The sequence below is a fragment of the Arthrobacter sp. SPT-J7 genome (assembly GCF_059089965.1).
In genome coordinates this window covers 1-2,429 of record NZ_JBNHFF010000346.1, presented here as the reverse complement: position 1 = coordinate 2,429, position 2,429 = coordinate 1, and the positions used below count along the sequence as shown (strand labels likewise).

The following is a 2,429-nucleotide window of genomic DNA, read 5'->3' as shown; positions in this document are numbered from 1 at the left end:
CAGCCTCTCCGTGCTCAGCGTGGATGCCAAGACCGGCCAGACCGCCATCATCTCCGTACCCCGGAACCTGCAGAACGCCCAGTTCAGCGCGGACTCCCCCATGCGCTCCGTCTACCCGGACGGCTACGACTGCGGTGACGAGTGCCTGATTAATGCGATCAACACCGAGGTGACCAACGAGTACGCCGACCTCTACCCCGGCGTGGCCGATCCCGGTGCCCAGGCAACCCTCGAGGCCGTCTCCGGAACGCTGGGCCTCACCGTGCAGGCTTATGTACTCGTGGACATGGAGGGCTTCTCATCCCTCATCGACGCCATGGGCGGCATCAGGATCAAGGCCGGCGGCTGGGTTCCCATGAGCGGCTACTACGACGATTTCAGCCAGACTCACGGCATGCCCCTCGGGTGGATCCCCGCCGGGGAACAAACACTCAATGGAGACCAGGCGCTGTGGTACGGGCGGTCGCGGGAATATGTGGACGACTACGCCCGCATCCAGCGACAGCAATGCGTGCAGCAGGCCATGCTCAAGCAGCTGGATCCAGCCACCCTCCTGGCTAAGTTCGAGGACATCGCCAACGCGGGAACCAAGGTGGTGGAGTCCAACATCTCTTCCTCCCAGTTGGGCAGCTTTGTGGACCTGGCCATGAAGGCAAAGGGCCAGGACGTCAAACGGCTCACCATCGGCCCGCCTGATTTCGATCCCTCCTTCTCCACTGTTCCCGACTTCGATGAAATCCACGCCCGTGTGGACCAGTTGCTGGCATCTGCTTCCGCGCAGGGGGCTCAGTCGGCAGGAACTCCCGATGACGTTATGGTGGTCCCTGCCGCAGGCGCCGGGCCTGTACAGGCGGCGGCAGGAGCCCCTCCCGCCACCCTGCTGGCGGGAGGCCCCGCAAGACAGCAGCCCACGGCGTCGGACTTTATCCCCGTGACCACCACTCCCGACGGTGAGCCGATTACGGAGGAGATGCTGAGCCAGCTCAAGCGCGAAGGCAACGAGGAGGCCATCCGGCAGCTCGTTGCCACCAACGGCCAATGCGCCCCGCTGTAGCCAGCACCCTTATCAGACCTACCTAGGAAACGGACACCGCCTTGTACGAGATTGATAACGTCCTCCGGGACTATGCCTGGGGATCGACGACGGCGATCGCCGCCTTGCTGGGGCGGCCGGAGTCCGGGCGTCCGGAGGCAGAGATGTGGATCGGCGCGCACCCCGATTCACCGTCCGTGGCCCACGTGCCCGAAGACAGGTCCAGTGCCGCCCTGGACACCCTGATCGCGGGCGACCCGGAGCATTTCCTGGGGGCGGCCTCCGTGGCGCGGTTCGGGCCCCGGTTGCCCTTCCTTGCCAAGATTCTGGCCGCCGCCCAGCCGCTCTCCCTCCAGGTGCACCCAAGCCTGGAGCAGGCAAGGGCGGGCTTCGCCCGGGAGAACGCGGAGGGGCTTGCCGCTGACGCCCCCAACCGGAATTACCGGGATGACAACCACAAGCCTGAGATGATTCTTGCGCTGACGCCCTTTGAGGCGCTGTGCGGGTTCCGTCCCGCGGGCCAGGCCCGAGAAATCCTGCAGCACGTCGCTGCAGCCTTTGACGCCGTGGAGGGCGAAGCACCCGCCCTGATCGAGTCACTGCTGGCGGATCTTGAGGACAGCAATGAAGGCGCCGGTTTGCGGAAGGCCTTCGAGCGGCTGATCTCAGGCGCCGAGTCCGTGGCCGACGACACGGCCCTGGTGGTGGCCGCGTTGCTTTCCGGAGCCCCGCTGGCTCCCTACGAAACCGAACTTGCGACAGCCATCAGCCTCAATGAAAAGTACCCGGGTGATCCGGGAGTCCTGATCTCGCTGCTGCTGAACCGAATCTCGCTGGAACCCGGTGAGGTGGTCTACCTGCCGGCCGGGAACGTCCACGCTTACCTGTATGGCCTGGGCATTGAGGTCATGGCGTCCTCCGACAACGTGCTGCGGGGAGGACTCACCCCCAAGTTCGTTGACGTCCCCGAACTGCTGCGGACCATCGACTTCCAACCCGTGGCCGTGCCGCGGCTCGAGGCCGAACGGACCGTGCTGGACCAGGAGCTTTTCCGCCCGCCTTTCGAGGAGTTCCAGCTGCAGCGCATTGAACTCACCCCGGACGCCGGGCCGGTACCGCTGGCACAATCCGGCGCGGCAGTGGTGATCGTAGTGGCCGGGGACGTCTACCTGGATTCACCCAAGGGCGACCTCCAGCTTTCCCGCGGCGGCAGCGCTTTCCTGGCAGCCGCCGAGGCGCCCGTCAACGTTCATCCGGTAGCCGGCAGCACTGAACCCGCCCTCGTCTTCGCTGTCACTACCGGATTGCGGGAGGGTCTCGCCCGCGCCTAGCAGCAGCAAGAGGGCGACGGCGGCACCATGGCGGGTGCCGTCGTCGCCCTTGTCCTGACGCTGCT

The 2,429-nt window shown here is 65.8% G+C and carries 2 protein-coding genes; both read left to right on the top strand.

From position 1 onward, the window contains the following. Window positions 1-1,054 (top strand): LCP family protein (locus AC5RWX_RS32445; protein WP_494100282.1); only part of this gene is annotated, 1,054 nt, incomplete at its 5' end. Window positions 1,055-1,095: 41 nt separating this feature from the next. Then, entirely contained in the window at window positions 1,096-2,364 is a 1,269-nt protein-coding gene (gene manA / locus AC5RWX_RS32440) for a mannose-6-phosphate isomerase, class I (RefSeq protein ID WP_494100281.1), read from the top strand. Window positions 2,365-2,429: the final 65 nt, after the last annotated feature.